The sequence below is a fragment of the Pseudomonas sp. EL_65y_Pfl2_R96 genome (genome assembly GCF_963970905.1).
In the GTDB taxonomy this organism is placed as follows: domain Bacteria; phylum Pseudomonadota; class Gammaproteobacteria; order Pseudomonadales; family Pseudomonadaceae; genus Aquipseudomonas.
Genome location: NZ_CAXAQH010000001.1, coordinates 327,499 through 353,468, shown reverse-complemented (window position 1 = coordinate 353,468; position 25,970 = coordinate 327,499). Strand labels below are relative to the sequence as shown.

General features: G+C 56.3%; 18 protein-coding genes. 12 read left to right on the top strand and 6 right to left on the bottom strand.

Annotated elements, in window-relative coordinates; translation table 11 throughout:
* Positions 1–85 precede the first annotated feature (85 nt).
* The 9 genes from AACY49_RS01560 (at position 86) to murI (ending at position 19,162) form a co-directional block, all read left to right on the top strand.
* Positions 86–1,915 carry a non-ribosomal peptide synthetase gene (locus AACY49_RS01560; protein ID WP_258697116.1) on the top strand — a complete coding sequence of 610 codons (1,830 nt, stop codon included), beginning with the start codon at positions 86–88 and terminating at the stop codon, positions 1,913–1,915.
* A gap of 62 nt (positions 1,916–1,977) precedes the next feature.
* A complete protein-coding gene (locus tag AACY49_RS01555) occupies positions 1,978–3,312 on the top strand; it encodes an MFS transporter (protein WP_339521456.1) in 1,335 nt (444 codons plus the stop codon).
* A 90-nt stretch (positions 3,313–3,402) separates the two neighbouring features.
* Complete coding sequence (locus tag AACY49_RS01550; protein WP_258697114.1) at positions 3,403–4,890, top strand: efflux transporter outer membrane subunit; 1,488 nt, start codon at positions 3,403–3,405, stop codon at positions 4,888–4,890.
* A gap of 121 nt (positions 4,891–5,011) precedes the next feature.
* On the top strand, positions 5,012–6,418 hold the full coding sequence (locus AACY49_RS01545) for an FAD/NAD(P)-binding protein (protein ID WP_339521455.1): 1,407 nt from the start codon (positions 5,012–5,014) through the stop codon (positions 6,416–6,418).
* A 95-nt stretch (positions 6,419–6,513) separates the two neighbouring features.
* The gene (locus AACY49_RS01540; protein ID WP_339521454.1) at positions 6,514–15,465 is read left to right on the top strand and encodes an amino acid adenylation domain-containing protein; all 8,952 of its coding nucleotides are present in this window, start codon (positions 6,514–6,516) and stop codon (positions 15,463–15,465) included.
* Positions 15,462–16,226: a sulfotransferase family protein gene (locus AACY49_RS01535; protein WP_258697111.1), complete on the top strand. Its 765-nt coding sequence runs from the start codon at positions 15,462–15,464 to the stop codon at positions 16,224–16,226. Before AACY49_RS01540 ends, AACY49_RS01535 begins: the two co-directional genes overlap by 4 nt.
* Before the next feature lies 1 nt (position 16,227).
* A complete protein-coding gene (locus AACY49_RS01530) occupies positions 16,228–17,106 on the top strand; it encodes a TauD/TfdA dioxygenase family protein (RefSeq protein WP_339521453.1) in 879 nt (292 codons plus the stop codon).
* Between the two features lie 105 nt (positions 17,107–17,211).
* Positions 17,212–18,072: a class I SAM-dependent methyltransferase gene (locus AACY49_RS01525; protein ID WP_339521452.1), complete on the top strand. Its 861-nt coding sequence runs from the start codon at positions 17,212–17,214 to the stop codon at positions 18,070–18,072.
* A 265-nt stretch (positions 18,073–18,337) separates the two neighbouring features.
* A complete protein-coding gene (murI, locus tag AACY49_RS01520) occupies positions 18,338–19,162 on the top strand; it encodes a glutamate racemase (RefSeq protein ID WP_339521451.1) in 825 nt (274 codons plus the stop codon).
* A gap of 65 nt (positions 19,163–19,227) precedes the next feature.
* On the opposite strand, the gene AACY49_RS01515 is transcribed toward murI, so the two are convergent.
* From AACY49_RS01515 to AACY49_RS01500, 4 genes are all read right to left on the bottom strand, one after another.
* A complete protein-coding gene (locus AACY49_RS01515) occupies positions 19,228–19,944 on the bottom strand; it encodes a 4'-phosphopantetheinyl transferase family protein (protein ID WP_258697107.1) in 717 nt (238 codons plus the stop codon).
* Positions 19,945–20,141: 197 nt separating this feature from the next.
* Entirely contained in the window at positions 20,142–20,825 is a 684-nt protein-coding gene (locus AACY49_RS01510) for an NYN domain-containing protein (RefSeq protein ID WP_339521450.1), read from the bottom strand.
* 90 nt (positions 20,826–20,915) lie between these two features.
* Positions 20,916–21,158, bottom strand: coding sequence for a hypothetical protein (locus AACY49_RS01505; protein ID WP_258697105.1), 243 nt, complete (start codon positions 21,156–21,158; stop codon positions 20,916–20,918).
* Between the two features lie 12 nt (positions 21,159–21,170).
* Positions 21,171–21,671 carry a hypothetical protein gene (locus tag AACY49_RS01500; RefSeq protein WP_258697104.1) on the bottom strand — a complete coding sequence of 167 codons (501 nt, stop codon included), beginning with the start codon at positions 21,669–21,671 and terminating at the stop codon, positions 21,171–21,173.
* 318 nt (positions 21,672–21,989) lie between these two features.
* Here AACY49_RS01500 and AACY49_RS01495 point away from each other — a divergent pair, with 318 nt between their 5' ends.
* The 3 genes from AACY49_RS01495 (at position 21,990) to AACY49_RS01485 (ending at position 23,697) form a co-directional block, all read left to right on the top strand.
* Positions 21,990–22,181: a YegP family protein gene (locus AACY49_RS01495; RefSeq protein ID WP_074874292.1), complete on the top strand. Its 192-nt coding sequence runs from the start codon at positions 21,990–21,992 to the stop codon at positions 22,179–22,181.
* Between the two features lie 166 nt (positions 22,182–22,347).
* Positions 22,348–23,274, top strand: a complete 927-nt coding sequence (locus AACY49_RS01490) for a LysR substrate-binding domain-containing protein (RefSeq protein WP_339521449.1) — start codon at positions 22,348–22,350, stop codon at positions 23,272–23,274.
* 57 nt (positions 23,275–23,331) lie between these two features.
* Entirely contained in the window at positions 23,332–23,697 is a 366-nt protein-coding gene (locus AACY49_RS01485) for a 5-carboxymethyl-2-hydroxymuconate Delta-isomerase (protein ID WP_223484436.1), read from the top strand.
* Between the two features lie 17 nt (positions 23,698–23,714).
* On the opposite strand, the gene AACY49_RS01480 is transcribed toward AACY49_RS01485, so the two are convergent.
* Together AACY49_RS01480 and AACY49_RS01475 are read right to left on the bottom strand one after the other, a co-directional pair.
* Complete coding sequence (locus AACY49_RS01480; protein WP_223484435.1) at positions 23,715–24,629, bottom strand: LysR family transcriptional regulator; 915 nt, start codon at positions 24,627–24,629, stop codon at positions 23,715–23,717.
* 347 nt (positions 24,630–24,976) lie between these two features.
* On the bottom strand, positions 24,977–25,912 hold the full coding sequence (locus AACY49_RS01475; protein WP_339521448.1) for a LysR family transcriptional regulator: 936 nt from the start codon (positions 25,910–25,912) through the stop codon (positions 24,977–24,979).
* Positions 25,913–25,970 lie beyond the last annotated feature (58 nt).

Sequence of the window (25,970 nt, the reverse complement as noted above, 5' to 3'; positions counted from 1 at the left end):
TGGTCAATGACGTGTGGGCCGCGATGCTCGCGACGTCCGTTTCTCCTCAAAAATTTCGAGACCACCACCAATGGATCAAAATGTCATGGTCGAAATAGACCTCCCGTCGACGGCGCAAGCGCGTGTAAGCAGCCAGCGGTTCATGTCCCGTAACGCAGAAACGATCGCAAACTCCCACTCGTTGATACAGCGATTCAACGAAGTGACACGCCTGTATGGCAACGCCACCGCAGTCGTCACCCAAAGTGAGTGCTGGACGTACAGGGAACTTTCGGACCGTGCGGCTCGCATAGCCGGTTTGATCACGAGTGTGTGCGGTGAAGGCAACGAACCTGTCGCGCTGCTGTTTCCACATGGCGCACCGATGGTCGCAGCGATTCTCGGCGTGTTAGGGGCCGGTAAGTTCTACGTTCCGCTGGTTGCGGACGATCCACTGCCGCGCCTGCAGACTATTTTGCGCGAGAGCCGATGTCGCGCCGTCTTTGTCAGCTGCGAACTGGCTGAATTAGGAGGGCAACTCGGCAGTGGAGCAATGGTGATCGAAGAGGCGAGCCTGCCTGTGGAGGGGGGCTCACTCGATACGAGGTCCGGTGATTCGATTGCTTATCTCCTGTACACGTCAGGCACGACCGGGGTGCCCAAAGGTGTCTTCCAGAACGATCGTAACGTGTTGCACCACGCAGCGTGTTACGCGTCAGCCATCGAACTGACCGCGAACGACCGGATGACGCTGCTGCCATTTTACGGATTCGATGCTTCGGTGATGGATATTTTCGCTACGTTGCTGACCGGCGCCTCCCTGTATATCTGGAACGTGCGCAAGGATGGCCTTGAGCGAGTTAATGACTGGCTGGCCGACAGCCAGATCACAGTTTGGCATTCGACGCCCAGCGTGTTACGTGCGGCTTTCCCAACCTTCAAACGCACCGTTGACCTGCGTTGGGTCGTGCTAGGAGGTGAGACGGCCACAGGCCAGGATCTGAGCCTGACACTGCTCCATGCCGGTGCGCATTGCAGTCTACTCAACGGTCTCGGCCCTACCGAATGCACCACGGCTCTGCAGTACGTTGCCGATCCGATACAGGACTGCAATTTGCTCCGTTTACCGGTGGGTAGGCCGGTGCCAGGAATCGAAGTAGTGCTGCTGGACGCCGACGGTAATTCGTCGGCCACCGAAGGCGAGCTGGCAATCATCAGCCAATATGTCGCGCTTGGATATTGGGAGCGTCAGGATCTGACACACGAGCGGTTCGGTGAACTGGCCGGCCCAAATGGCGAGCGCTGTTACCGGACCGGCGATATGGTGAAGTGGAACGCGGCTGGTAACCTCGAATACCTGACGCGAGTCGATGATCAGATCAAAATTCGTGGGTTTCGCGTTGAACTCGGCGAAATCCAGGCCACTCTCTGCATGCACGAAAATGTGCTTCAGGCAGTCGTTCTGCCGCACACCGACCCTGCAACGCAGCAGCAGTCGATCATTGCTTATGTCGTGTTACGTGCGCCCGACAGTACCGATGTCACTGCTCGTTTTCGCGTCTACCTGGCCAGCAGCTTGCCGTCTTACATGATTCCGCAGACGTTCGTTGAACTCTGCGCGATCCCCTTACTGCCAAACGGAAAGGTCAACCGCAGCGCGCTACCTATCGCGGCAGTGACAGATACTGCGTATGAGCCAAAGAGACCTCAAACACCTCTGCAAAGGTTGCTCGTCGGCCTCTGGTCGACGGTGCTGCGGCGTGACGCGCTCGGTACGGATGAAAACTTTTTCGAACTGGGTGGCGACTCACTTCTAGGCGTGCGCCTGCTTGCACGAATCAACGCCAGTCTCGAGTTGGAGCTGGGGCTGAGCGATCTGTTCGGTCATCCAACCGTCGAGTCGCTGGCGGTGCATTTGTCGATACCGTCACGGTAGTCGCGGCGCCCATCGCGGCCTCAAAGATCTGATGCATCTAGTGAACCTATCGAGACAGACGCATGACTGAACGCGCCAGCAATAGCCTTGCCGACGGTAAGCACACCCACGCGACCGCCGATGGTCTCGACTTACACCTGCGTCCCCGCTCGTGGTTTGGCACATTGGGCGGTCCCTTTGCATACCGAGCATTTACGACGATATGGGTGGCGAGCTTGTTTGCCAATATCGGCGGCTCTATTCAGAACGTCGGCGCGTTTTGGTTGATGACCTCAATGGCACCCACGCCTGCACAAGTATCGCTTGTGCAGACCGCATCGACCCTGCCGATTGCGTTGTTTGCGCTCCTTTCCGGAGTCGCAGCGGACGCTTGGGATCGACGTCTGGTGATGCTCGCCTCGCAAGTACTGGTGTGTTCAGTCGCGGTAATGCTTGCTGTTCTGTGTGCAACAGGACAGATCACGCCGTTGGCTCTGCTCGTTTGCACGTTTGTCAGCGGCTGCGGCGCAGCGATGTTTCAGCCGGCCTGGCAGTCGGCGGTCGCGGAACAAGTGCCGCGTAGTGAGCTTTCTGCGGCCATTGCGCTCGACAGTTTTTCTCTGAACTTTGCCCGCACTGCCGGACCGGCAGTCGGTGGATTGATCGTCGCGCGGTTGGCTCCCGATGTAGCGTTCATCGTAAGCGGCGTGTCGTCCGCGGGACTGATTTACGTGTTGTTACGCTGGCGTCGCCGTGATGCCGATGTGAAAGCTCCGCGCGCTCCTCGCCAAGGGCTACTCGCGTCCCTGATGGGTGGTATCCGGTATTGCCTCGGCTCCCACGGTATTCGCAGTGCGTTGTTACGAAGCAGTCTGTTCGGCTTTCTCGGAAGCCCGGTCTGGGCGCTCCTTCCGCTGTTCGCCAAACGGCAGTTCGGCGGCGAGGCCGGCACCTACGGCATCCTCCTGGGGGCGTTCGGCGCAGGGGCAGCTTGCGGCGCGCTCGGCGGTGCGGCGATGCGAGCGCGGCACCACCCGGAGTTGGTATTACGAATCTTTACGTTGACGTTCGGCTTGGGGGCGCTGATGACTGCATGGAGTCCGTGCAAGGCCGTAGCCATGCTCGGGCTGGCCATCTCGGGTTCGAGCTGGGTTGTTGTCGTGTCGACCTACAACCTGGCGATCCAGACGGCGTCGCCAAGCTGGGTCGCAGGTCGTGCGCTGTCACTGTTTCACTCCTGCATCGTCGGAGGTCTGGCGATCGGCAGTTTTGTGTGGGGCATGGTGGCCACCGCAACAACGATCAACGCCACATTCGTCATTTCGGGGCTGTTCATGCTCGTGTCTATGTTGTTGGCACTGCGCATGCCATTGCCATCCCCGGTCCCTTACGATCAGTGCCCGGAGATCGCACGCTAGTCCCCTGAAAGATAGCAACACGCTGACTAAAAGAAGCCGCACGAGACCTGCCTTCGGGATCGTCGCGGCCGATGCACAAGGATATGTGGAATGACTAGCAGCAACACGATTGATCGAACACTCAAGTGCGGGTATGGAACTCGCGTTTGGCTGGGGATGGGCTGCGCGCTGATATCGGGCTTGCTGACCGCCTGTACCGTTGGACCGAACTATCGTCGGCCAGAGGTCGAAACACCGACGACGTGGAAGATCGATCCAGAATACTCGTACTGGCATCCCGTCGCGCCTCAGCCGCTCAATGAGGACTGGTGGACGGTGTTCGGTATCGATGAACTCGACACGCTGGAGCGAACAGCGCTGGAGAACAACCAGACGTTGCGCGAAGCGGTTGCGCATTACGACCAGTCACGCGCAACGCTGTCATCGGTTTCGTCCGAGCAACTACCGCAAATTGGATTGTCGGCCGAACTGGACCGTCGCCGGATTTCCGCGAACCGGCCGTTGACCGACTACGATTCGCCTAACAAATCAACTGTGCAGAACAATGTAATCGCGGCTTTTTCGGCCAGCTATGAACTCGATCTGTTCGGCCGCATACGGCGTGAGGTCGAATCGGCGAAAGCCGATATGCAGCAGCAGGCCAACGATCTATCGAATGCGCGATTGGTGATCACCGCGCAACTTGCGGCTACCTATTTCGCCCTCAGAGAGGTTGATGCCGAGCGTGATGTACTGACGCGTTCGATCGCCTGGCAGCAGAAGGCGCTTGACTTCGTTAGTGCGCAAAACAGTTTCGGACAGGTTTCTGAACTGAGTGTGTTGCAGCAGCGCGCACAACTCGATACGACCCGTACCCAAGCGCGACTGCTTTTGACGCGACGATCACAATACGAACATGCGATTGCCGCAATGATCGGCGTACCGGCACCGCAATTTTCGCTTGCGCCAAAAGTTGATCCGCTCAAGTTGCCTGTATTACCGATTGGTATGCCAAGCGAGTTGTTGCTGCGTCGTCCGGACGTTGCATCCGCAGAGCGTGCAATGGCGGCGGCGAATGCCAGAACCGGCGTCGCCCGCGCGGCCTACTTTCCAAGCCTTACGTTGTCGCCTGAGGTGGGTTGGCAAAGTACCCGGTTCGCGACGCTGACAAACGCCCCCAGCATGATCTGGTCACTGGGGACTTCGATTAGCCAGACGCTGTTCGATGGCGGGCGTAATGCGGCGGGGGTCGCCTATGCGCAGGCGGGCTATGTCGCGGCGAACGCGCGCTATCGCGCAACCGTGCTGACAGCCTTTCAGGAAGTCCAGGACGCGGTCAGCAATCTCGCGGTGCTCGACGCTGCGCTGAATGATGTGAATGCCTCGGTCGACGATGCGCAGCAGTTGGTGAATTTGTCGACGTATCGCTATCGCGACGGACTGGTCGACTACCTCGACGTGATCACCGCACAGCAGCTGCTGCTCAACAGTGAGCGACAGCGAGCACGCATTAATGGTCGTCAGGCAGGCTCCCTGGTTTTCCTCGCCAAGGCGCTGGGTGGCGGATGGAACGACGGTTCGACTGTGCAACGCAATTGACGCAAATCGGGTTACTGCCTGGGTGCTCACATCGACAGGTCGCATGGTGATTCGGTCGCCTCGGCGTAAACACCACTCATAGTCTGATGAAACAAAACGTTACATCGAATTGGAAGCGGGAATGAAGACCAAGACCATTGCGATTATCGGTGCCGGTTTCTGCGGTTCGACGCTGGCGGTACATCTACTGCGCCGCCCACCGGTCACACCGCTGAGAATTCTTTTGATCAACAGGTCAGGCACGATGGCCCGGGGTGTTGCCTATGGCACCCGTACCGCCGCGCATGTGCTCAATGTGCCGGCCGGCAGAATGAGTGCGCTGGCAGGTGAAGAGGACAGCTTTCATGAATATGCCAGGCGTTGCGACCCCAGTATTGTATCGGGGTCTTTCGTGGGGCGCCGTCTCTATGGTGATTGCCTCGAGGCATTGCTCAATGATGCGGCCGAAAAGGCGCCGCCGGGCTGTGAACTGCACAGCGTCATCGGTGAAGTAGTACAGGTGGTACCTCGTAAAGATGGCGAGGGAGCTCGCCTCTTGATGAAGAACGGAGAGCACTTCGATGCCGACCGCATCGTCTTGAGCATCGGTAACTACGCCCGCCAAGAGCCATCGATAGCGCCCGAACAACGATCATTTTACGAAGAACCGCGCTATGTGCATGACCCTTGGCGTCCAGGCGCATTACGCAATATCGGTGCTGACGACCCCGTTCTGCTCATCGGCAGCGGACTGACAATGGTGGATGTGGTGCTTGATCTGCGTGATCGCGGCCATCGGGGGCCGATCCAGGCTATTTCTCGTCGCGGCCTGATCCCTCAGCCGCATCGTGAACTGAACGCGCAACCCACCTATGACGAGCGACTGCCTCACCGCATGCTCACCGATTGCAGCGTGCGCCACTATGTGCGAGCAGTGCGTGACTCGGTCGAGCAGCACACCCGTGCCGGCGGTGACTGGCGGGACGTGATCGGCGGGCTGCGATCGGCGACTGCGCAACTGTGGCACGCACTGCCGACAAATGAGCGCCAACGTTTCTTGCGTCATGTGCGTCCTTACTGGGATGTCCACCGTCACCGTTGCGCACCACAACCGGGTGCACGTCTGCAGGCAGAGATCGAGCGCGGCGGGCTCACGCTGCTGGCCGCACGTGTCGTCGGTTACGCCCCTAAAGCCGATGGCGTCGGCGTTTGTCTGCGTCGCCGTAGCGCCCAGACCGAGGAGCGACTCGATGTTGCCGCCGTGATTAATTGCACGACCCCCGATCTTCGCCATTTGGCGGACCCACTGCTCTCGTCCCTGCGCGCCGATGGACTGTTGGTATCTGACGTACTTGGTATCGGCCTTGAGGTCGACCACCTTGGGGCGCTAATAGATTGCAAAGGAGTTGCGTCGCGCTGGCTGCATTACGTCGGACCATTCCTTCAGGCACGCGATTGGGAAGCCACGGCAGTGCCTGAATTGCGAGGCTATGTGGAGCGCCTGGCGGACGTGTTGCAAAGCCTTCAACGGGAAGCTCTGCCCGTGTGATCCGAATCTGTGTGCCTATTGGTCAAAGCAATCGCAACACCCTGAATGTCGCTTCGCGCGAACCCTAACGAAAGACGAATTTTGAGGGAACAATGATGAGTCAAGTGGTCGGCACTTACGGGGAAACGCTTGCGGAGAAGTTGCGCGAGCATCTCTCGGAGGCCCTGGATTTAGGCAACATTGGCATTGACGAAGCATTGACCGAACATTGGGGCGACGACTTGCCGCTGCAGGAGCTGGTACGGGAAACTCGACGTTTCAGCCAGGTCGTCATCACGCCGCTGGATGTGCTGGGTTGCGCAACCATCAAAGAACTGGCCGATCTGATTGTGCGTAAAAACGGGCAAAGCACAGTCCCTTCGACGAATACGGCCGCCGAGGATAGCCAGCAACCTACGCAGAGCGGGCACGATGCCTATGTCGACGATCATGAGAGCAACGTAGCAGCATCATTGGCGCAGGAAGATCTGTGGCTGGTGGATCAGATTGAAGGAAGTTCGATGGCCTACAATCTGTCGACTGCTCTGCGTTCCGACAAGCCACTGCATGCCGACGTCATGCATCAAGCAATCTCTCAAGTCGTCAGACGCCATGCGGCGCTTCGAACAACCCTTGAACGTGATCAGCGGGGTTTAAGGCAGGTGGTGGCCACCGATGCGACATTTGAGTGGTCGGTGGTATCGCTGGACGACGCACTCGGTGGCGCATCGCGCGAGGAACAGCTTCATGCGAGGCTCGCTGCTTTCGCCCGGAAAAGCTTTGATCTCGCCAGCGGTCCTCTAATACGGGCGTGCCTGTATCGTATGAACACTGACGACTTCATCGTGCAGTTTGTGGTTCATCACGCTGTATTCGATGCTTGGTCACGTGTCGTCGTGTCACGTGAGATCGAGACTGTGTACAACTCACTCGACAGTGGGCTTGCGCTGAAACTTGCGTCAACAGGTGCAGAACCGGGAGCGTTCGCGCGCTGGCATAACGCGCGCTTGACCCCGACGCGGCTGGCGCAGTTGCGCCACTACTGGTCCACGCAGCTTGCTGCGCTGCCGCAGGTCATCGATCTGCCAACCGATTTCCTGCGTCCACGTGTGCGCAACTCCGATGGCGCCAAATTCACCAAAGTTCTGTCGTCGGAGCTGGCTGAACAGGTTGCGGCCGTCGGCGGTAAATGGGGTGCGTCGCTATTCATGACATTGATGGCCGCTTGGCAACTGCTGCTGTGGCGTTATAGTCGGCAGACAGAATTCGCCATAGGCACGCCGATGGCGACGCGGGATGGTGACGGGTTCGAATCGACGGTCGGCTATTTCGTCAACACTGTGGTCATTCGTGGGCAGGTGGTGCCAACCGAACGTTTCGACGAACTGTTGCAGCGCGTCGTGCACGTTACTCTCGGAGCCTACGAACACAAGGATCTACCGCTGCGTCAGGTCGTCGAATTGGCGAGCCAGGAACGCAGTCTGAGTCATTCCCCGTTGTTTCAGGTGATGTTGGAGTTTCACAACGAACTGCTGGACGAAGAGGGTACTGAACCCACGGAGTTTCGTCTGGTTACCCATGACATCGGCGTCGCAAAATACGATCTGAGTCTGGAAATTGCCAATACGCGCGACGGTCTCGTCTGCTCGATCGAATACGCTACGTCACTCTTCGATGTCACCACGATCGAGGGAATGTTGGCGCAATACGAGGTCCTGCTGCAGCAAGTCGTGGCAACGCCCAAGGCCCTAGTGTCCCGGCTGTCATGTGTTCCCAAGGGCGAACTCGAAAAAGTCGTCAACGTATGGAACGCCACGGAGCTTTCGCAAGCGACTCCTGCCTGCATCCATCAGCTATTCGAAGCGCGGACCAAGGAGCGACCTGATGCCATCGCTGTCCGCTTCGGTAATCAATCGCTGACGTACTGCGAACTCAATCGGCGAGTCGACGAACTAGCCGGACGACTACGCCGCATTATCCAGGGACGCGACGTCAGGATCGCAATCTGCTTGGACCGTTCAGTGGAAATGCTGGTGGCAATTCTGGCGGTGCTCAAAGCTGGTGCTGCCTATGTCCCAATCGATACGCGCCTGCCATCGGAACGCATCGAATTCATGCTGGCTGACAGTGCAGCAGCGTTTGTCCTGACAGTGGTCACAATCAGAGAAGAAAAGTTCGCGGCGCAGCCGATCAAAGTCCTGTGCATCGATGAATCGATGCCGGTCGTAGATGAGCAGCACACAGAGCATCTCGCCCCCGAAACCACCCCGGAATCTGTCGCCTACGTGATGTACACGTCCGGGTCTACGGGGGCGCCGAAAGGAGTGGTCGTCACTCATGCCAACGTGACGCATCTGCTTAACGCAATGCAGGCGCGTTATCCGCTGGAAAGTGAAGATCGCTATCTGCTGAAAACCAACTATGCCTTCGATGTATCTGTGCCCGAATTGTTCGGCTGGTTCGTCGGCGAGGGCTCTCTGGTTATCTTGCCGCCCCAGTTCGAAGGCTCGCCCGACCTGATCGCCGATGAGATGATCCAGCACGCTGTTACTCACGTGAACTTCACGCCATCAATGCTGCGTCCGTTTGTTACCGAGGTGTCGGCCAGCGAACGCTTCCAGAACAACCACTGCCTGAAGTACGTGTTCGTTGCTGGTGAGGAGTTGCCGAAGGATCTTGCCAACGATGCGTTATCGGGGCTTCGCCCAGCAGCGATTGAGAACTTGTACGGACCGACCGAGGCAACGGTCTTTGCGACAGGCCACTCCTACGCGTCTCCGGTACCTGGCACAAAGATTCCGATTGGCAGACCGTTTGCCAACGTACGGACGTATGTCCTGGACGAGCATATGCAGCCCGCGCCTATCGGCGTGCCGGGCGATCTCTACCTTGCCGGTAGCGGCATCGCCGCCGGGTATTTGAATCGCCCAGATCTGTGCGAAGAACGCTTTCTGCCCGATCCGTTCGCCAGGAATGGCACGTTATACAAAACCGGGGACCTCGCGCGCTGGCTACGCAGTGGGGAAATCGAATATCTCGGCCGTGATGATCAACAGATCAAGATCCGCGGTTATCGAATTGAACTCGACGAAATCGCCAGCGTTTTGAATGCACACCCACTCGTCAGTGAAGCCGCCGTTCTCGCTCAAAGCGCGGAGGGCGGACCAACTAGATTGGTCGCTTATGTCGTGCCGTCCGGCCACATGGAGGGTGAGGTGCTTACGGCTTCGCACGCATCGACCCTGTTGGCACAGACGCTGACGGAGGCGATCAAACTGCGCTTGCCAGAATATATGGTACCCGCATCGTTTGTGTTCACCGCCAGCCTACCGAAAGGTATCACCGGAAAGCTCAACCGCAAGGAACTTGAAACGATCAGTGGCGAGGTACGGCCCGAGCACAGTGCTTCGGTCGCCGCACGCAATGAGATTGAAAGCCTGCTGTGTGAAATCTGGAAATCGGTGCTGCGGGTGCCAGAGATTGGTGTCACCGACAATTTCTTCGCGGCAGGAGGTGATTCGATTTTATCGATTCAGGTCGCATCCCGGGCACGGCAGCAGGGAATGAAACTGTCCGCACGAGATGTGTTCCAGCACCAGACCATCGAGCGGCTAGCGGCGAACGTTCGCGGCTCGGTCAGAAAGCCTTCGCAACAGGCGAGCGTCAAGACGATGCCATTGTTGCCGATCCACCGGCGCTTCTTTGCGCTCGACGCGGAGCAGATCAATCACTATCACCAATCGCGACTGCTGGATGTTCCGGTGGACCTCGACTGTGCATTCCTCAAGGTGTGGTTAAGCGCGCTGTTCCTGCGTCACGATGCTTTGCGCATGCGGTTGCAGACGAGGGAGGGGGAATGGAGCGGTGAATTCGTTCCGATGGACGAGTTGCAGGTACATGCTTCGCTCGAAACGCGCAACTTCGCGCACTCGGGCAACTCATCGCAGAACATCGATGCATTCTTTAGCGAGGCTCGTGATTGCATCAACTTGTCAGACGGGCCGCTATTCAAGGCGGCGCTGGCCACGCGCGGCGGGCAATGCACTTCCCGTCTGTTGCTGATTTGCCATCACACTGTGGTCGACGGTGTGTCATGGCGCATCCTCCTCGAGGATCTGCGTCATGCTTATTCGCAATGGCAAGTCACTGAAAGCATTTCGCTGCACGACAAAACCGACTCATACCAGGCGTGGGCAAACGAGATCGTGGCGCAGCGCAATGCCCCCGCGCTACTTGCCGAGCGTGACTACTGGCTGAAAACGCTGGCTCAGCCGGTGCCGCAGCTACCTATCGATCACGGCGTGGCGAGCGACAGCACGCGCCGCTTTAGACGGATCGAAGTAGCCTGTTTGAGCGCGCAGACAACCGCGATGCTGCTGACCGAGAGTCATCACGCCTATCAGACGCACATCAATGAACTGATGCTCACTGCACTGTTGCTTGCGGTATACCGCTGGACGGGCCATGAAGCGATACGGATCGCGCTGGAGGGGCACGGACGAGAAACCTATGCCCTGAGTCAATACGCCGGTGCTCCGGATGAGCTTGACGTCAGCCAGACCGTGGGCTGGTTCACCAGCTATTACCCGCTCGTGTTGATGCTGAACAATGCGCTTACGAGCAGAAACGGGTCGCCGGATGAGCAGGTTGCCGCGGCGGTCATGTCTGTCAAAGAGCAGTATCGGGCGATACCCCATCACGGTTTCGGCTACGGCATCTTGCGACACGTGGTGGCTGACCCTTCGTTGGTAGAGGCGGAAGAGGCTAGCCCGGCCGAGATCGTCTTTAACTACTTCGGTCAGATCGATACCCACGGCGACGAAACGGCTGGCATTTCGGTGCTGAATGTCGTGGCGAGCGATGATATCGGTGAGCAACGCCGTCGTGAGCACAGACTCGGCATGAACGGTGAAGTCAAGGATGGCTGCTTGGCGTTCGAAATCGATTACTCGAGCGAAGAATACGAACAACAGACCATACAGACCTTCGCATCGCTGTTTGTCAATGCACTGTGTGAGATAGCGGCCCATTGCAAGACATTACCGACGCGCTGGCGTCCGACGCCGGCCGACTTTCCCCTTGCATCTGTCACGGCGGACGAAATTTGTGCTTGGCGCGAGTGTTACCCAGCGCTCGAAAACCTCTACCCGGTCACTGGTATGCAGGTGGGCATGGTGTTTCACAGTCTGATGCCCGATCACGCCAGCGCTTACACAAACCAGGTGTTTATGAGCTTCGCAGGTTCCTTTGAGCCGAAGCTGTTCAAGGCAGCCTGGCAGCTGGTCATTGATCGTCATCCAGTGTTGCGCACCGCATTTGTCGGGTTCGACCGTGAGCAACCATTGCAGGCGGTGCTATCGCATGTCGAATGCCCATGGCGTGAGGTCGATCATCGTCAGCTCGATGTGCAGCAGCAGGTCGTTGCGTTCGACGCGATACTGGCTGCGGATAAGTCTACGCCGTTCGATTTCGCATGCGCTTCACATATCCGCCTGACGCTCGTTGATCGCGGCGCGCAGGGATATCGGTTCGTCTGGACCTATCACCACGGCATTCTCGACGGCTGGAGCGTTTCACTGATCTGGGCAGAAGTTTTTACTGCGTACGAGTCACTTCATGCGGGGTGTGCACCAACACTGCAGGCTGCGCAATCGTTCGGCCACTTCATCGAATGGCGACAGCGCCGATCGCAGGACGAAGACAGACGCTATTGGCGCGGTGTGCTGGGTAATCTGGCAAGCCGGACCACGCTCGGCATTGAACAGCACGAGCTTGAATCCCCTGCCGGCGAGTCGCCAGTACTGCGTCGTGAGCTCAACGAGCAAGACACACGCCGACTCGTTGACACTGCCCGTGCTTGCCATATCACGGTATCGGCAATGCTTCAGGCCGCATGGGCGCTATTGCTCCGCCAGTACAGCGGCGAACAAGACGTGGTGTTCGGCGTCACAGTCTCCGGCCGCTCGATTGATCTACTCGGCGTCGAAACCATCGTTGGGCCATTGATCAATACAGTTCCTGCACGACTGACGATCGACCCTAACCTGAGTCTGCGGGACTGGTTGCGCAGCGTTCACGACGCTCATATCGAGCGCGAAGAACATGCCAGCCTCGATCTGCTCCAGATCCAGCGCGAAAGCGCAATTCGAAACGGTCAATCGTTGTTCGACAGCGTATTGATCGTCGAGAACTACCCCGAAGTGTCGCTCGACTCGAACGAGCTGCTCGGCCTGACTGATTACGGCTACGCCGAAGAGACCCATTACGGCCTCACGGTGTCGGCCAAGCCGGGGACACGCCTCGGACTGGAAATAGCTTTCAACTCTTCGCGATTCCACATCAAGGATGTTCACACTATGGCTGATAAGTTTGAAACGGCTCTCCTCAACATACCCAATCGTCTTGACGAGCCGGTAGGCACAGCCCTTGGTCGTGGCGATACGGCCTTGGCTGCCTACGATATCGAAACTGATGGCGTGGAAGTCAGCCGTACGTTGCGACAGGGCGATCTTCGGTTGGGCAGGCTCCTCGTCCCGCATCTTGTCGAGGATCATGCGGCCGCCACACCGAGCAAGCAGGCGCTGGTTTTCAACGAGTATAGCTACAGCTACGACGATCTCAACTGTGCAGCGAATCGTCTGGCGAACAGCCTTCTGTCGTCTTTCCCGAACCTGGGCACGGACGCATTGATTGGCGTGCGCATCCCGCGAAGCGACAGACTTATCGTCACGATCCTGGCCATTTGGAAGGTCGGTGCGGCGTACATTCCTATCGACCCGGTACTACCGGAGCAGCGTGTGCGCGAGATGTTGCAGATTGCGGAGGCGACGCTGCTAATCGAGGACACGGATGTCGCAGCATTCGCGGCACCGATGACCGACGTTCGCACAGCGACCTACGGCGATCTGATAGAGGGAGCACAAGCATGCGACGAAAACCCGGATATCCATGTTTCCGCCCATGATCTGAGTTACGTGCTATTCACTTCCGGATCGACCGGCAAACCGAAAGGCGCGATGGTCGAGCACATCGGCATGCTGAACAATATTGCGAACAAGGCAATCGATCTGGAGATGAACGACGCGAGTCGCGTTGTGCAGAATGCCTCGATGAGTTTCGATGTGTCGGTCTGGCAGATGTTTATTGCATTGACCCAGGGTGGCACAACGTTTGTGTATGACGAGCGCGTTGTCAACGACATTGCCGGCTTTATCGGCCGTCTTGTGCAGGACCAGATCACGGTGCTGGAAGTCGTGCCAACGTACTTGCTGGTGCTGATCGAGTTCTTGGAGGAGCGGCCGCTACAACGACCCGCGTTAGACCTGCAGTTCCTGTTGGTCACTGGTGAAGCGGTGGATGCATCGCTTCTCAGACGCTGGTTCAAGCTGTTTCCGACCAGTAAAGCGGTCAATGCATATGGTCCGACCGAAGCATCGGACGACATCACACACCACGTGATGACAGCCGATGACGTCATCGTCAATCCAGTTCCGGTAGGCCGGGCACTCGCCAACTTTGACATCTATGTCGTCGATGACGAGTTGCGACCCGTGCCGTTCGGGGTGAAAGGAGAAATCGTCGTCAGCGGTGTCGGCATTGGACGCGGTTACGTAGGGATGGCAGGGGCGACAGCCAAAGCGTTTGTGGAAAGCCCGTTTCCGGATAAGTACAAGGGACGTCTGTATCGCACCGGCGACATCGGCGTGATGCGTCCGGATGGCGTGTTGCTGTATCACGGAAGAAAAGACAATCAGGTGAAAATCCGCGGCATGCGGATCGAATTGGGAGAAGTCGAATCGAATCTGCTCGAAATTGCGGCCGTGCGTCAGGCGGCGGTGCTCGACATCCGGCCCGAAGGACGCGAAGCGTTCTTGTGTGCCTATGTCGTGCCGCACAACGAGGGCGATCGCGAACACATTATCGATGAGCTGAAAGCCAAGCTCCCGCCGTCCATGGTGCCGTCGGTTTTCCGTTTCTCAACACACCTGCCTGAGCTGCAAAGCGGCAAGGTGGATCGCCGGGCGTTGCTCGCTCAGTTCCAAGATGATGCGCCGCGTTCGGAATACGTCGAACCAACGACCGATGTTGAACGGCATCTTGCGGATATCTGGTGTGGGGTGCTGGCCAATCCAGCGATAGGCATCCGCGACGACTTCTTCGAGCTCGGCGGTGATTCGTTCAAGGCGATCCGTATTGCGGCGAAATACGGCCCGCCGCTTGAAGTAACGGATATCTACAATTTTCCGACGATAGAGACGCTCGCCGCGCACCTTGCCTCGCGCAGCAGCGACGCTCAGCGCACTCTGGTGCCAATGAGCGGGGACCTGACGACAGCCGAAGCCGTTGTCGTCTGTTTCGCCAACTCGGCGGGCGGTCCCGTCAACTTCATTGAAACGGGTCGTGCGATGGCTGCACTTCCTCGCAAGTTGGCGTTGTACGCGGTGAAGTTTCCGCGCAACGACGTCGGCAACGAGGCGGCGATGATCGATGAAGTCGCACGTCTGACGAACGAGATTTGCGACGGTCTGCTGAAAGAAACGATGCTGCCGATTATCGTATTTGCCCAGTGCAATGGCTCGGCATTGGCAATCAGCGTGGCGCGCGAACTGAAAAGACGTTCGGCTGACTTGCGCGGATTGTGCATTGGTGGGGCACTAATGCGTACCGCCATTAGCGCCAAGGACTTGCGTACCGACAGGGAGGTCATCAATTTCCTGGGATCGGTAGGCTCAACACTGCCGGTGCAGCCAGACGAATTAGCGTTTTTCATGCACGACTTCCGCTACGACTGCTCGATGGCTGACGGCTACTACAACCACCTGGTCGCAGACATGGGGCGCAATGCTCTGGAGAACCTGCATATTCCAGTGTGGTGTCTGGTCGGCACAGAGGATCAACTGGTACCAAGCTATCAACAGCGATTCCAGGACTGGAACCACCTTGGGACCCAGACCCGACTCGTGGAATACCCCGGCGTCGGGCACTACTTACTGCGTGATTGCCCTGAGCGCGTAGCGAGCTCGCTGCAGGAACTATGGGAAAGCGTCTCCATTGGGGGGGCGCAATGAGCCTTGCGAATCCCCGGATCGCGTTTGTCCACATCCCCCGAACGGCAGGTACGTCGTTCGGCACTATGCTTGACGACCTGTATTGCGGAAGTCAGTCCGCGAAATTCTATGGCGACGAACAGAGCAGCGTGGTGAACGAGAAGATCGATGCGTTCCGTAACCTGAGCGCCAGCGAGAAAGCTGGGTTCGATATGTTGCGGGGCCATTTCGTCTACGGCTTCGATAGCGATCTGCGTGACATCCATCATGTGACGTTGTTGAGGGAGCCGATTCAACGACTGATTTCCTTCTATTTTTACGCGCTCAAAGACCGCAGCAACTATCTGCACTCCTACCTGTTACAGCGGCGCCTGGGGCTTGAGCAATTCCTGCAGAGCGATGCCAGCATCGATTTGGACAACTATCAGGTGCGGGCGATCTCAGGTGCCCGGTTCGGCTCGGTGCGCGAGCGTGTGTCGCAGCGGCATCTGGACGAGGCCAAGTACAACCTTGTTGAGCGCTTTACCGCGTTCGGTCTGACCGAGCAATTCGATCGATCGATGAATCGTTTTGCGCGCGACTTTATGTGGGATTTGCCGCAACTGGAGCGGCAAAACGAAGGTGCTTACGGTCCGGATGTGACGCTGTCCGAGTCGTGTCTGAGCTACGTCACAGAAAGAAATCAGTTCGACATGGAGTTATACGGCTTCGCGAAGGACCTGTTCGAGTCCACCGCTGATGCTGGTGATTGCAGTATCAATCAGGCAACAAGGAGTGCATGAAATGGCAACATTAGATATTCGCCCTCTGAGCGGGACGATTGGCGCGCAAGTTCGTGGATGCAACATTTGCGATCTGGTAGAAAGCGCAAATATAGAAGAAGTTCGACAGGCGATGCTGAAGTACAAGGTGTTGCTGTTCACCGATCAGCCGGCGCTGCCGACGCACACACAAATCGCATTCGGCCGCCTGTTCGGTACGGTAGAAACCGAGTTCCCGTCTTTCGCGGCCAAGCCTAAAGAGACGCCGGAGCTCACCATTTTCGACGGTGATGTCGCCAGTGGTCGGGCTTCTATCTGGCATACGGATCTGAGTATCGCGAAACGGCCTACAGCCATGGGCATTCTCTGTGTAAAAGAAGTGCCAGAGAGCGGCGGCGATACTATGTGGGCGGACTGTGAATCGGCCTATTCGACCTTGTCTGGCTCGATGCAGCAATTCCTTGAAGGACAGACTGCTGTCCACGACATGTTGAGCAAACAATACGCGGAGCGGCCTGGTGCGTTTCAGACCAAGGGTCGTAACGACATTGATTTTTCGAACGTCTTCGGCGCCGAACACCCCGTCGTTCGTGTGCATCCGGAAACCGGTCGCAAGTGCCTGTTCGTCAATCCATTCATGACCTCGCATATCGTCGGCTTCAGTTCCTCAGAGAGTGCCCACCTCCTCAACTTCCTCTATGCACACATGCAGAGGCCGGAGTTCGTCGTACGTTGGCACTGGTCCAAGGGCGACGTCGCGGTCTGGGACAACCGCTGCACGATGCATACGGCGGTGGACGACTACGGTTCGGGGCGGCGTCTGGCGCACCGTGTTTGCGTCAGGGGCGACGTGCCTTTGGGAGTGAGCGGCGTGAAAAAAACGGAACCTGCGACGGCGTAATTCAGCGTTCTTTAGCTTGGCCGCAATACTTGCCCATTCAAGGGAGAAGATGCGGCCAGATACCTGGGCTTTGGCCACTTTATTTAATCCTGTGCGAGTCAAGATATGTCGAGTCAATTGAGTGAACGAAGCATCGATTTTTCCAAATCAATTTTCTTAGAGTCGAGCAACGTCCGCGCGAACGCGCATCGTTTGAACTGGCGATCCGAAGTACTGCTGAGTCGATACGCGGACGCGCTCAAGGGCAAAAAAGTGCTCGATCTGGCGAGTCACGACGGACGCTTCATGCATGCCGCGCTTGCCCATGGCGCGAGTAAAGTCGTCGGAGTGGAGGTGCGGGCCGATCACACGATAAGTGCGCAGGAAAATCTGGCGCAAGGCGGTCACAGCAACGACAGCTATGAAGTGATCTGTGGGGATCTAGTCGAATACCTGAAAAGCGTCGAGCCCGGCGCATTCGATACGATCCTTTGCTTCGGCGTCTTGAGCCACTTGATTGAGCATATCGAGATTATGCGCGAAGTCAGTCGGATCGCTCCGGGCACCTTCATACTCGACACGTGGGTCGCGTTGGAGCAATGGAATCTGCGCGAACGCTTACGAAACTATCGCGTGAACTCGTTCGTGACACGAACCCAACAAGGTGGAACCCGTGGCGCTGGCCTGATGAAGCGGATACAGGGTTGGCTTGCCAATATCGTTCCAAGTTCTCATAGCCGCACAGGTAATCTGGTGTTCCTGTATGAAGACGCACAAGCGCCAGGCGCGACGGCTCGTCCAAGTGGCCTGATGGGCTGGGCAAATCCCTCGCTGGTCGAAATGCTTTTCGATCACTTCGGTCTTGAATACGAGCGCGTAGATTGGAAGTCACAGGGGATAACAGACTGGACCGAGCTCGACGATTACAAACGAGGCGCACGTGAAAGCTGGGTAGCGCGTACGCCGCAAAAGGGTGAAGTGAGCTAAAACCAACACCCGGTGCGTGGCGATTCAGGGACCACGCATCCTGCGACGACAGGAAACCCAGCGGGACAATCACAAACAGGCGTGTAGACGCAGCTCTAGGCGCGGCGGCACGGTCAGTATTGATGCGAAACAAAGCACGAGAAATCAGTCGGGTATACCCGATTGGACTCTTCACGGTGCGTATTATTTGCGGTTTTCAAACAATACGCAGTGATTGCATCAGAGCCGGCGCCCCGGAGTAAATTACAATCATTGGTTCGATATTATGATCAGTAACTCTGCACCTATTGGCGTATTCGATTCGGGTTTGGGAGGTCTCTCGGTACTGGAAGCACTTCGCCGGCGGCTCCCTGACGAATCGATAATTTATCTGGCGGACTCGCGCTATGCACCATATGGCGAGAAGACAAACGAGTTTATCCGCGAGCGTAGCGCGGCGTTGGCCAAATGGCTCGTGGAGCAGGGCGCGAAGATGTTGGTTGTTGCTTGTAATACTGCTACCACACACGCAATTGCGAGTCTGCGAGACCAATTGAAGGTTCCCATTGTGGGAGTTGAACCTGGGATCAAACCCTCAGTGCTGGTGTCCGTTACCGGTATTGTTGGAGTGCTGGCAACAGCCGCAACGCTACGCAGCGAGAAACTGCGGGATCTTCTTTCCTACTATAGCGGTCATTGCAGTTTTATTTGCCAAGCAGGCCACGGCCTTGTCGAGCTGATCGAACAGGGCGATATCAACTCACCGGACATCTCTACGTTACTTCAGAAATATCTGGTACCGATGATACTGGCGGGTGCCGATACGGTTGTGCTCGGCTCCACACACTTCGCTTTACTGGCCCCACACATAAAACATCTGTTCGGTGATCAATTGGAACTTATCGAGACTGGAACTGCGATCGCTAGAAGAGCTTATGATCTATTGACAAAGTCTGGAGTGAAAGCAGAGGAAGGGAGCAATACTTTCCTGCGTTTCTGTTCAACGACGACTGATAGCCAACAAATTGCGCTAATGAAGTTAGCCAATCGACTACTGAGCATAGAATGCCAAGTTCATGCTGTACGCATCGGAGGGGACTGCGAGAGATGATTGATTGTATTCAATGAGCATGGGCATTGCATTACAGCGCGCCCATGACTTTCGTGCGAGCCACGTTAACATGGGTCGGTAATAGACCATGCAAGCTGTGCAGCGTAATTTTTCGGGGCGTCGACAGGAGCAGCCGCATAGCAGCGTGTTACGCCGTTGTTAGGATGTAACCACTTTACACTGCGCTGTGAGCGCGGGTGAACTGATATACGTTTCATACCATACGAAATTCCAACGCCTACGCATTTAAGCAAAGCTTCTTTGGTCGACCAGTAATCGTAAAATGTAGCCAATTGATTCGGTGCATCTAGTTGGTCGATATGAGCAGACTCGTCGGTGCTCAGTGTGACGGCAGCGACTTCACGCCAATCGAGCTTAGTATGCTGCTGTATATCGACACCTACCCGGCGTTTCATTGACAAGGCGATCAGGCCGTACTCACCTGAGTGGGAAACATTGAAGTCGAGAAAGGGGAACTCCGCTTCGCAGCAAGGTATGTTTTTCACGCTCGGCCGCCCGTATGCGTCCACTGTGAACGATATTTGTCCAGGAGGCTTGCCCAGCTTTTCTGACAGCAGTATTCGTAAAGCCGCTCGAGTCGATGCAAAGCGAGCGGCATCAGCCGTTTGGTGGAAAGCCGCAAGGCGCATTTTTTCATCTGCGCAGAGCTCAGAGAAACAGCTGCTGTCTGGTGGTAGATCGAATCTGACATGAGCTAGCCATAGAGAGATATCAGCGGGGCAGTCTTCGGGCAACTTTATGCTTTTGATCGGGATATTCATTGTCTTCTTGCCAAAATTTAGAAGTCTTAAAGTGCTTAAATATTGCAACTCAATAGTGAGTCAATATAAACAGAAGAATTTACAACGCTCATTACCATGAAAGCGGCAATGACTTTTTATTTTGAGTAAACATTGATTTTCATCGATTGCGGTCTCCAGTCTTCGATAGCAGCATCCGGCGAATGCTGCCACGGAATTCAGTCAATATCATGGTAGGCGGCAAGCCCACTGGCACCTGTCCATGCCAGTATATTGCCTGGTTTGAAACGCCGAGACATATACATCTCTTTTGTCCCTGCAATACGCGACCTCACCCAGGCAGGATCATGAGGTGACAGTGATTGCGGTGAGCGATCCAGATACTCGATATCGATCTGCATCTCTCGTGAATCAAAGGCAACGACTCGAAAAATATATTGATAGGTGTTATCCGGCGAGTAGTGCACTCCCGGGATCATGAGCGGATCGATCAGAGAGTTGCAGATTTTTGCGATGTCGCGTGACACACCCTTATGTGCGGCAATGTCCACCCAAATACCTTTATCTTGAAGAGCTTGCACGAGTCTTACAAAATCACCATCTCCGCTCACGAGCACCACTCGCTCCAGTCGATCAGAATGCAGTAAAATATCGACAGCTATATCGACAGTGGTTTTGGTGATCGAAGCCTTTTCTGAGCTTTGATAGAGTTTGGGAGGCTTCGTATGCAACCTGAAACCTGACTCTTCAAGTCTGTATCGGCAACTACGACGCCAAGAAGCGTAATTCGGGTTCTCGTTTTCAGCTACCTCGTCCAATACCAAATAAGAGTGAAGCTGAGTGACTTGTCCGCAGTGCTCGAAATGCTGTTGCATCACCGATGAAGGAGAAGGCCCAAACATAAGGCTGAACGGGTCAGCATCAGAGGATTGGGCGCATCTAGGATCGTATGAGCTAGTTTGCTGGTTAACGCGATAAATCCCTACATCCCTTCAGCCAATCTGCTCAAACCGCCGCCTGGTCACGAACAGCCCCGCGCCCACCGGCACGGCAAGGACCGACATCAATCCCAAGTCAAAGCCCAGCAACTGGGTCTGGCTCAGTGCAACGCCGCCGATTGCGCCTGCCACCACCAGCGTCACCCCTAGCCACTTGCGCAGCGGGTACGGCTTAAGAAGCCGATCAAGTAGAAAGGCCAGCGCCACAGCGATGACCGTCTGGGTAATTTCGGACATGTGCAGCCCCACTCAGGTCTTGATGATCAGGGATTCGGAAGAGCGCTGTGGGCCAATCCCACCATTGACTTGCGCCTGGATGCTGACGATTACGTCGCCAGCATGGTAGGTGGGCAGAGCGTCATTGACGTACGAGCGCACACCCGCCGTTACAACAGTACCTGCGGCGACACTGCCTGCAGGTCCGGCTAAACCGCCCACAGTACCGGCAGCGCCACCGAAGGCGGAGGCGGCCAGGTTGGCGATCTTGGTGCGTTGGGCATTGAGGACATCGCCCTGTTGCCGGGTCAGCGGCTTGGAGATGCCGATCATCATCACGCACGGCAGGCTCTTGGCCTGCATCTTGTCGTACACCTCGACGACCTTGCTGTTGACCTCATAGTGGGCGCTTTTCGCCTCGCCAAAATGCAGCTCGCGCAGGCGTCCGCGTTCGCTGTCGGTAAGGGTGATATGCGAGACGTTGAAGACGATCCCGTGAGTGCCCATGTACTGGAAAGTCCCTTCGAACTTCATCGCGCGCATCCTTTCGAGGCAAAGACGGCGATTCTCTACAAGGAGCGAATTGGATTCAAATCATTTCGCCTTGCTGGCAAGGTGTGTTGGTCGGGCGCTTACACAACAACGTAAGAAAGATATGTCTATTCACGGGAAAAGTTGCTCCGCCGAGTCGTTCGAATTACCACTCCCCGTATTTGTTGATCGTTTCGTCAATCAAGGGTTTTTCCCCGAAATATCCCCTGACATTGAAAGACTTTGCCTCAGAAATTCCTCATCTACTCTGGTTTTGCAGGTCACTGACCTGTCGTAATCAGCCATCGCAAGGAGCGATCAATGTATTTTGAGATTTACAGGCAAACCCGTGGCACCGCACAGACCGGCAAGGGCCAATGGCGCTGGCGTTTGCGGGCGGGGAATCATGAAACGATTGCCAGCGGGGAGGCTTACGTCAACAAGTCTGATTGCGTGCACGCCATCAGTTTGATCAAGGGGACTCACGATCAGACCCCGGTCAAGGAAATCTAGGCTTCAGGCGGTGAAGCTGCTCAGTGAGAGCAGCTTCGTTTTTACCGGGCGGTCTGTGGGATAAGTGTCCCGGGTTTTTATGGAGCAGGTCGTTTGCCTGGCTGCATAGACGCCGATTGCGACACCTCCCTAAACTGTCGGCAGATTTGGGACCGGGGTGCAACGGATGAATCGCAACGAACTGCGCAAGGCCGACATCAACCTGATGGTGGTGTTCGAGACTTTGATGCTCGAACGCAACGTCACACGGGTGGCGGAGAAGCTGTTCCTCGGTCAGCCGACCATCAGTGCGGCGCTGAACCGCTTGCGGACGATGTTCAATGATCCGCTGTTCATTCGGGTTGGCCATCGCATGGAGCCGACGGCACGGGCCGAGGAGATTATTCAGCACCTGTCACCGGCGCTGGATTCGCTGTCGGTGGCCTTGAGCCTGACCCACGATTTCGATCCGCTCAGCAGCACCATGACGTTTCGCATCGGGCTGTCGGATGATGTCGAGTTCGGCCTGTTGCCGCCGTTGCTGCGCGCTTTGCGCCAGGAAGCGCCGAAGGTGGTGTTCGTGGTTCAGCATGTCGACTATTGGCGCATTCCCGATCTGCTGGCGTCCGGTGATATCACCGTCGGTATCAGCCAGACCCGCGGCTTGCCGGCCAACGCCAAGCGCAAATTGCTGCGACACATCCAGCCCAGCGTATTGCGCGCCGATGCCTCCGAGACGCCCCTGACGCTTGATGAGTATTGCTCGCGGCCGCATGTGCTGGTGTCTCACACCGCCAATGTCAGTGGCTACGCCGATGAATGGCTGGCGGAGATCGGTCGTACTCGCCACGTGGTGCTGTCCGTCCCGCAGTACAGTTCTTTGCCGGCCTTGCTCGCCGGCACCGATCTGATCGCCAGCCTGCCCGATTACACGGCCGAGGCGATGGCCGCGTCCGGCCAACTGTTCAAGGAACCGTTTCCGTTCAAAACACCGACCCTGGATTTGTCCATGGTCTGGCTCAGCCATGTTGACAGCGATCCAGCTGAACGCTGGTTACGTTCGCGCCTGGAAGCGTTCATGAGTGAGCGGCCGATCCTTCCGCTGTCCCGGTGAGCAGGGCGGCGCTGTGTTATATGTACGACCTTTCTGCCAATCTTCAGGAGTCCCGTCATGCCTCACCTGCACATGGAATACACCGCCAACTTGCCCGAACTGAATACCGATGTAGCGTTGATGCGACTCAACAATGCGCTGATGGCTTCCGGTCAGTTTGCGGCCGAGTTCGATATCAAGAGCCGTGCAGTGAAGGTCGAAAGCTTCAAGGTTGGCACCGCATTGGGCGAGCGCGCTTTTGTGCATGTCAAGCTGGCGCTGTTGAGCGGGCGTTCGCCGGAGATCAAAAAGCAGTTGTCTGAAAGCCTGCTGGCCGTGGTGCAGGACTTGTGCGAATGGCCGGCCAACGTAGAAGTGCAGTTGTGTGCGGAAATTCTGGATATTGATCGAGAGTCCTACACCAAGACTGCCATCGGCCTCTGACAGGTCAGGTCTTGGGTTCAGAGCAAACCTTGTTCACCACAGGCTTTGACCACTTGCTCGCGAAGCCAGGTATTGGCGCTGTCCTGATCCCTGGCTTCGCTCCATTGCATGTCGAGGGTAAATCCTGGCAAGCCATTCGGTGCTTCGCAATGACTGAATACCGCCTCATTGGCCAGCAGCGTTTGAATGCGCCGCGGTAGCGTCAGGATGAAGTCGGTGCCGGTGATCATCTTGAGGGCTGCCCTGTAGCTGTTGGATCGCGCGATAAGCTGTCGTTTGTGATCGACCCTGTGGGGGTCGAAGGTCTTGTGTGGAGGGGGCGCGTGACGATGTTCAACGAACGATCGCAAACCTGGACGCGATTCCAGCGGGGTTGCGCGTTTATCGAAGACGTAAATCAGCTCGTCTTCGATCAGCCTCCTGGATTTGAAGTCAGAGTGGCTGTGTTGAAAGTCGGGACCGAAGCAGATCACCAGATCGAGACTGCCATCGCGCAGTTCATCGACGGGCAGGGCGGTATCGAGTTTTTGCACATTGACGATCACCGGCAGGTTGGCGAAGTCGAAGTTCCTCAACAGCCGCGGCAGCACCAGCAGTTCGAAGTATTCCGACGCGCAAATGTTGAACGTGACGGCTTTTAGAGTCGGATCAAAGGCTTGAGCTCCGGAATGGCAGAAGTTGATGCCTTCCAGAATCTTCAGCACATGCTCGTGCATGGTGGTGGCTTTGTAGGTCGGACGCATTCCTGATCGGGTGTTGATGAACAAATCATCGTTGAAGCCGGTGCGCAGCTTTTTCAGCGAGTAGCTGACGGTGGACTGGCTGACCCCGAGGGTTTCGGAGACGGCGGTGACGCTGCTTTGTTCATACACGGCGACGAACACCATGAGGTCCTGCATATCGAGCTTTCTAAGTAAATTGCTGTTAAGCATCTGCCCCATCTCGATGAACTCCCTGTTCTGTTTTGAGCGCAACCTATCCACAAAAGGATAACGGAACGATAGTGCCAAGAGAATGCTTTGTAGGAAACTTCATTGTCAGATGTGGGACACAACGTGTAGGTGACACGACCTGCGCGTTCAAATCGCCAGCCATATCGCCCAGCGCGTTCTGGCCTGGAGGGGGTTCAGGGATTATCTGGATCAGCGCGGACCGCGCGAAAGTGATCGGTATCAGGCCACCAGGCGCTGAATATCCCACCCGGCCAAGCACTGAAGTTACGCCCGGACACTTGGCTGCGGTCGATCACTAAACTGAAGTTATATGTTAATAAGTCTTATTACAGAAAGCCGTCTTGCGCGCATACGCTGACAATTTGTTCGCGAAACCAGTTGTTGGCGCTGTCTTGACCTGGTTTCTCGTTCCACAACATGTCCAGTGTGAAGTTCGGTAAACCCATCGGCGGTTTGCAATGGCTGAATCTGGATTCATTACTGATCAGCATATGGATGCGTCGAGGCAGAGTGAGAACGAAATCGGTCCCGGGGATCATGTTGAGTGCCGCAACGTAGCTATTGGCCCGTGCGACAATTTGGCGGGTGTAGTCCCATTTGCTGAGCCAGCCATCCACCATATTGGTGTCTGAAGTCCATGGGGTGGGGAAGATATGCTGGCGTGCGACAAAGGTGTCCAGGCTGAACTCACCCTCTGGAGGCGCGAAGTTTTTATCGACGACGCAGACCAGGTCATCTTCCAGCAGTACTTGTGATTTCAAGTTTTTAGCGCTGTGATGAAAGTTGGGGCCGAAACAAATGACCAGATCGAAGCGGCCATCTATAAGTTCTTCGTTAGGAATGTCTCTGTGGAATTTCTGGATGTTTACAATGACCGGAAAACTACTGCCGATAAAGCGTTTCAATAAATTTGGAAGTATAAGAAGTTCAAAATATTCAGGTGCGCAAATATTGAAAGTGATCTCTTTTTGCGCTGGGTCGAATGAGTGTCGTCCGGAGTGGCATATGTTTATGGTTTTCAGGATTTTGAGAACATGGCTGTACATCGTGGCGGCTTTGTGTGTTGGCCACATGCCATTGCGGGTATTGATGAAGAGCTCGTCGTCGAAACTCGTGCGCAGCTTTTTCAAGCAGTAGCTCACCGTGGACTGGCTGACGCAAAGGGTTTCGGAGACCTCGGTGACGCTTCTTTGTTCATACACAGCCACGAAAACCATAAGGTCCTGCATATCCAGTTTTCTTAGCAGATTGCTATTAAGCATAAAGGTCCATCTCGGTGAAAATCCATGTGTGTCACGTTACGTCGTGTTTTGTGACAAG